Source organism: Providencia sp. JGM181 (genome assembly GCF_018257375.1).
Taxonomy (GTDB): Bacteria; Pseudomonadota; Gammaproteobacteria; order Enterobacterales; family Enterobacteriaceae; genus Providencia; species Providencia lanzhouensis.
Map to the genome: position 1 here is coordinate 1 of NZ_JAERJY010000169.1, position 7079 is coordinate 7079.

At 44.5% G+C, this 7079-nt stretch carries 6 protein-coding genes; all 6 read right to left on the minus strand.

Going from position 1 to position 7079, the window contains the following annotated elements; genetic code table 11:
* The coding region (gene dapB / locus JK188_RS15640) for a 4-hydroxy-tetrahydrodipicolinate reductase (RefSeq protein WP_211888669.1) at window positions 1–802 on the minus strand (802 nt) is incomplete at its 3' end.
* Window positions 803–1025: 223 nt separating this feature from the next.
* Entirely contained in the window at window positions 1026–1979 is a 954-nt protein-coding gene (gene ispH, locus JK188_RS15645) for a 4-hydroxy-3-methylbut-2-enyl diphosphate reductase (protein WP_211886702.1), read from the minus strand.
* The gene (fkpB, locus tag JK188_RS15650; protein ID WP_036950308.1) at window positions 1960–2430 is read right to left on the minus strand and encodes an FKBP-type peptidyl-prolyl cis-trans isomerase; all 471 of its coding nucleotides are present in this window, start codon (window positions 2428–2430) and stop codon (window positions 1960–1962) included. The genes ispH and fkpB overlap by 20 nt, the downstream gene beginning before the upstream one ends.
* A 102-nt stretch (window positions 2431–2532) precedes the next feature.
* Complete coding sequence (lspA, locus tag JK188_RS15655; protein WP_036950306.1) at window positions 2533–3036, minus strand: signal peptidase II; 504 nt, start codon at window positions 3034–3036, stop codon at window positions 2533–2535.
* On the minus strand, window positions 3036–5846 hold the full coding sequence (gene ileS / locus JK188_RS15660; RefSeq protein ID WP_211886703.1) for an isoleucine--tRNA ligase: 2811 nt from the start codon (window positions 5844–5846) through the stop codon (window positions 3036–3038). Before ileS ends, lspA begins: the two co-directional genes overlap by 1 nt.
* 28 nt (window positions 5847–5874) lie before the next feature.
* Window positions 5875–6813: a bifunctional riboflavin kinase/FAD synthetase gene (gene ribF, locus JK188_RS15665; protein WP_211886704.1), complete on the minus strand. Its 939-nt coding sequence runs from the start codon at window positions 6811–6813 to the stop codon at window positions 5875–5877.
* Between the last annotated feature and the right edge of the window lie 266 nt (window positions 6814–7079).

Consider the following 7079-nt stretch of genomic DNA (forward strand, 5'->3'; position numbering starts at 1 on the left):
AGACAGCTTTCATATTATATAGCCCATATTTCTTAGCATTAATCCAAGAGGATGCTCTTATCGCACCTTTTGCAAAGGTCATGCGACTGGAAGCCTTGTGGCTTATCTCTACACGCTCGCCAATATCGGCAAACATTGCAGTGTGTTCACCAACAATATCGCCAGCACGCACCGTAGCAAAACCAATCGTACCCGGTTCACGCTCTCCGGTATAACCTTCTCGTGCATACACCGCGCACTCTTTTAGGTCTTTGCCTAATGCATCCGCGATAGATTCCCCCATCGCCAACGCAGTGCCTGAAGGGGCATCAACTTTATGACGATGATGGGCTTCAATAATTTCAATATCGGTGTAATCTCCCATCACTTTCGCCGCTTTTTCCAGTAATTTCAGCACCAGATTCACACCGACGCTAAAGTTGGCAGCGAAGACAATTGGGATAGATTTTGCGGCTTCAGCAATGGCCAATTTTCCTTGTTCATCAAAGCCTGTGGTACCAATGACCATGCCTTTTTGATGAGATTGACAGAATGCTAAGTACTGTAATGTGCCTTCAGGGCGAGTGAAATCAATCAGTACATCAAAATCATTAACCACAGAATTTAGGTCGCTAACGACTTTCACACCAATTAGTCCAATTCCCGCCAACTCGCCCGCATCAGTTCCTACAAGCGAAGAGCCCTCACGCTCAATGGCTGCGCCAAGTTGAATTCCATCTTGTTCTTGTGCTGCTTGAATTAATTGGCGCCCCATGCGCCCACCCGCACCGACAATCGCAACGCGTACAGTTGAATCTGCCATTTTTGATCCTTTCGTGAATATTGAGGCGAAAACCAAAATAAAATCTTGGTTATACCTTAAAGAAACTTGAATCGGGACGCCAGCACTAATCTGGAGATATTAATAAAACCGTATAGAGGGGAATGATTATCAGAAAAAATTGTATTGATATAGGATGGGATGTTGAAAAATAGAAAACCGCGGCGGCTAAATCAGCCGCCACTATAATAAGTAAATCAATGTATTAGTTAATTTCTTTAACGTCCACACGCAGCTCTTTAGGTACTTCAAAAACGATATTCTCTTCTCGTCCTTGTAGCTCAACCACGGAGTCTGCACCCAACACTTTCAGTCTATCAATTACTTGGCGGACTAAAATATCAGGTGCGGATGCCCCCGCAGTTAATCCGATAATTTTCTTATCTTTTAACCACTCAGTTTGAATATCTTCAGCACCATCAATCAGAAATGCGGCCTTCCCCATTCGAGACGCTAATTCAGCTAAACGGTTTGAGTTTGAGGAATTTTTCGAACCGACAACTAATACGATATCGGCTTTTTCCGCGAGCTCACGCGCCGCTTCTTGGCGGTTCGTGGTCGCATAGCAAATATCGTCTTTACGAGGTCCCACAATATTTGGGAATCGACGAGTAAGTGCATCAATCACATCGGAGGTATCATCCACTGAAAGCGTCGTTTGCGTCATAAAGCTCAGGTTGTTTTCATCTTTTACCTGCAGCTTCCAAACGTCTTCTGGACTTTCAACGAGATACATCCCCCCTTCAGGGTTATTGTATTGCCCCATTGTCCCTTCCACTTCAGGGTGTCCTGCGTGACCGATTAAAATCGCTTCTTTGCCTTTACGGCTTGCACGAGCCACTTCCATATGCACTTTAGTCACTAATGGGCAGGTCGCATCAAATAGCATGGTTAAATCGCGGGAACGGGCTTCTTGGCGAATGGCTTGTGAAACACCATGAGCTGAGAAAATCAGAATAGAGCCATCGGGAACTTCAGAGATTTCTTCAATGAAGATAGCGCCACGCTGACGTAAATCATCAACCACATAACGGTTATGCACCACTTCATGGCGAACGTAAATCGGTGCGCCATAAATTTCTAAGGCGCGTTCAACAATACTGATTGCACGGTCAACACCCGCACAAAATCCACGAGGATTAGCCATTAATATTTGCATGGTGACTCTCCAATTGTGGGTCTATTTCTAGCACTTCAATTTCAAAGGTAATTTGTTGCTCAGCAAGAGGATGGTTAAAATCAACAGTAATTGATTCCCCTTCGATTGCCTTCACAACACCCGGCATTTCGCTTCCATTCATGCCCGTAAACAGCATGATGGTACCAATTTCAGGGATCCCCGTTTCCATAAAATCACGCAATGAAAAGTATTGCACTAAGTCTGGATTATGTTTCCCGAATACCGTATCCCCTGCTAAGGAAAATGTTTTCTTTTCACCTTCAGATAGCCCAATAAGTTGTGCTTCTAATTCTGGCGACAGTGAATCATTTCCAAGAGCAAACAACGCAGGCTTTCCTTGTGCGTGAGAAGAATCTGCCGTGGAGCCATCTTCTAATTTCAGAGTGAAATGCAGTAAAACAGAACTCTGCGCCTGTATTTGAGTAGACATAATCTAAACCTGTTTTTTATCATAAAGTTCAGCCCGACTATCGTCGGGCTGAGATGACTAATATGCAATATTGTGTTTTATCAACCTATCGCGCTATCTGTTCTATTTGGCATCTTGCTGTTTGGGTTTATCCGGCAAAAAGCCTTCAAAAATCACCAATGCCGCACCAATACAAATGGCCATATCCGCCAAATTGAAGGTCGGCCAGTGCCAGTTGCCTACATAAAAATCAATATAGTCAACCACAAAGCCATGCACTAAACGGTCAAATAAATTACCGATCGCACCACCAATAATTAACGCATAAGCAATATTGCTCAGGCGTTTTTTCACGCTTTGGCGATACATCATCACCATTAACGTAATGGAGATGGCAATAGCTATTCCAGCAAAGAACCAGCGCTGCCAGCCGCCTTTATCCGCCAGAAAACTGAATGCCGCACCAAAATTTTGAGCGTACATAAGGTTAAAGTACGGAATTAAAGGGTGTGGATCGTACAAAGTCAGCTCTTTTAAGACCAATTGCTTAATTGCTAAATCTGCAACGATAATCACAACCGTCAGCCACAGCCAACGCAAACCAGTAGAACAAATAGGTGTCTTCATTAAGCAAACTTACGTAATTCACCGTTTCCGGCTACGTTAGTCACACAGCGACCACAAATTTCAGGTTGTTCTGCCGCTGCACCAATATCACTTGCATAATGCCAGCAACGAGGACATTTTTCCCCAGCCGCTTTACTGAAGGCAATTTTCAGGCCTTTCAGTTCACTGTCTTGTGCATCCGTAGGCGCCGTTGCAATATCAGCCACATTCGCTTGAGATGTTAACAGTGCAAAACGCAATTCATCGCCTAAGCTATTTAACTTAGCGGCTAACGTACTATCTGCATATAGCGTTACCGATGCTTCTAACGAACCACCAATGTGCTTGTCTGTACGTGCTTGTTCCAGAACTTTGTTCACTTCGCCACGTACGGCTAACAGTTCAGACCAGAAACCATCATTCATCGCTTCAGATTCGTCTAAACCGAATAAACCCTGATACCACTCTTCAGTGAGAACGAATTGAGCACGTTTACCTGGTAATTCATTCCAGATTTCATCAGAGGTGAAGGACAGAACAGGTGCAATCCAACGAACCAACGCTTCCACGATATGGAACAGAGCAGTTTGGCAGCTACGACGCGCAACGCTATCACTTTTCGCGGTGTATTGACGATCTTTGATAATATCCAGATAGAACGAGCCCATCTCGATAGAGCAGAAATGCATTAAGCGTTGGATAACACCTAAGAAATCATACTCATCGTACGCTTTTGCAATCTCTTTTTGTGCTTCTAATGCACGACCAACCGCCCAGCGATCTAACACCACCATATCTTCTGGTTTCACCATATCGGTTTCTGGATTGAAACCATTCAAGTTTGCCAGTAAGAAACGCGCGGTATTACGGATACGGCGATAAGAGTCCGCTGCACGTTTTAAAATTTCATCAGATACCGCGATTTCGCCCGTATAGTCAGTTGATGCCACCCACAGACGCAGGATATCAGCGCCCAGTTTGTTCATCACATCTTGCGGACTAACCGTATTACCTAAAGATTTAGACATCTTACGGCCTTGACCATCAACGGTAAAACCGTGGGTCAAAACTTGGCGGTAAGGTGCTTTACCTTTCATCGCAGTAGACAGCATCAGAGAAGACATGAACCAACCACGGTGTTGGTCAGAACCTTCCAGATACATATCTGCGGAGTTACCATGGAATTCAGGACGAGCGTCAACCACAGCAAAGTGAGTCGATCCTGAATCGAACCAAACGTCTAGTGTGTCTGGTACTTTACGATAAGTTTCAGCATCAGCGCCCAGCAATTCAGCAGGGTCTAAATCCCACCATGCTTGGATACCATCAACTTCAACGCGCTTAGCGACTTCTTCCATCAGCTCTAAAGTACGCGGATGCAGTTCTTCAGTCTCTTTATGCACGAATAACGACATTGGGGTACCCCAAGTACGTTGACGTGAAATACACCAGTCAGGACGGTTTTCAACCATTGACTCGATACGTGCACGACCCCAACCTGGAATCCACTGAACAATGTCGATCTCTTTCAGAGATTGTTCACGCAAACCGTTTTTATCCATGCCGATAAACCATTGTGGTGTCGCACGGAAAATAACTGGGGTTTTATGGCGCCAGCAACATGGGTAGCTGTGGGAGATAGCTTTTTTATACATCAGTAAGCCTTTCTCATTCAGGATTTCCAGCACCACATCGTTAGCTTTGAAAATAAATAAACCGTCTAAGCCTGGGTAGGTATTTGGTAAGAAGCAGCCATCTGGCCCGACTGGGTTCGCCGTTTCTAAACCATATTTTTGTCCAACAACATAGTCTTCAGGACCATGGCCTGGCGCTGTATGTACCGCACCTGTACCTGCATCTAGCGTGACGTGATCGCCTAAAATTGCAGGCACATCAAAGCCCATAAATGGATGAGCGAAACGCAGTAACTCTAATGAGCTACCTTCGCACTCGCCTAGTACCGTCCATGACTCAACACCGACAGTCTTCATGACTTCTTCAACTAAGTCAGTTGCCAGAATGACTAAATCACCATTCGCATCCACCAGAGAGTATTTGAATTCTGGGTTCAGAGAGATTGCACGGTTAGCAGGTAACGTCCAAGGCGTTGTCGTCCAGATCACTAAAGATGGTGTTTTATCGCTAGCAACACCAAATTTTTCGCAAACAGCTTTGCTATCTACCGCAGGGAAGCGAACGTAGATAGATGGAGATGTTTTGTCGTAATACTCAACTTCCGCTTCAGCCAATGAAGAACCACATGCTGTACACCAGTGAACGGGTTTTGCCCCTTTCACTAAGTGACCATTTGCAACGGTTTTCGCCAGAGCACGGATGATGTTCGCTTCGGTTTTAAAATCCATGGTCAGGTAAGGTTTGTCCCACTCACCCAGCACACCTAAGCGGATAAAATCAGCTTTTTGCCCTTCAATTTGCTCTTTGGCATATTCACGGCATTTTGCACGAAATTCAGCGGCGGAAACTTTTTCCCCTGGTTTACCTACGATTTGTTCAACTTTGTGTTCGATAGGTAAGCCATGGCAATCCCAACCAGGGATGTATGGGGAATCAAAGCCCGCCAGCCCTTTGGATTTAATAATAATATCTTTGAGAATTTTGTTTACTGAGTGACCAATATGAATACTGCCGTTAGCATACGGAGGACCATCGTGCAGAATAAAGGTTTTCTTGCCCGATTTTGCTTTACGGATTGCCTGATACAAACCTTCTTTGTACCAGCGCTCTAACATCTGTGGTTCGCGTTTAGCGAGATCGCCACGCATTGGGAACCCTGTTTCTGGTAGATTCAGGGTATTTTTATAGTCACTCATCGATTCTCAGTTCCAATTTTCCGCTAAATTATCTGATTCCAATTGCTGCGAGATATTCTCTGGCTGCAACTACATCATTAGCAATTTGCTCCTTCAGCGCGTCCAACGAAGCAAACCGCTGTTCGTCACGTAATTTTTTACGTAACACAACATCAATATGACGCCCATATAAATCCATATGAGCATCAATCAGATGGACTTCTAACTGGGTACCTTTTCCAGATACCGTTGGACGTGTGCCAATGTTTGCCACGCCCGGTACAGGCTTATCGCCTAGACCATGAACTTCTACAGCATACACGCCAGTCACGGGTGTGACTAAACGTTTTAACGGTAGGTTTGCTGTCGGAAAACCTATCGTACGACCTAGCTGATTACCGTGAACCACACGCCCACTAATGCGGTATGTGTGACCTAATAAATTTTCAGCTAATGCCAGATCGTTGTTTTGTATTGCTTTACGGATTGCAGTGCTGCTGACGCGCACACCTGAATCACAAAAGCTTTCGGTGTCTGCAACTTCAAAACCAAATCTTTGACCGGCTTGCTGTAAAAAAGAAAAATCCCCCATCCGATTTTTTCCGAACCGGAAATCATCACCAATGGCGAGATATTTCACACCGAGTTTGTCGACTAATAAGTCAGACACAAAAGCATCTGGCGTTAATGAGGCAAAATGCTGGTTAAATTCCACACATAATAGATAATCGACCCCGCTATCAGCAAGGTACTTCACTTTATCTCTTAGGCGTGTCAAACGCGCAGGAGCCTTATCACCCGTAAAAAATTCAAGGGGTTGTGGTTCAAATATCATCACAACAGTTGGCAAACCTAACTGTTTACCCTTGAGCTTCAAATTTTGAAGTAATACTTGGTGCCCACGATGAACACCATCAAAATTACCAATAGTCAGTACGCAACCATGATGGTACGACCGGATATTTTGTATACCGCGAATTAGCTCCATAACTGGCTCAATACCGAGGAAATTGCAGGATTATACCTTGTACGACGCATAAGGTTAACCTAAGTTCGTAAAAGCTTTCATTAAACCCTATTTTTTTGATCACTACACTATTTAATCAGATGATTTTACACTGCTAAGCATCTTTCTGCACGACACCGCGCCGCTGAATCTGATCATTGTCGATAGGCAAATCAAAAACTGGTTCATGCGTTATTTACTCCCTACCGTCTCGATACACTTTTTCAACAATGGCAACCACGGACATC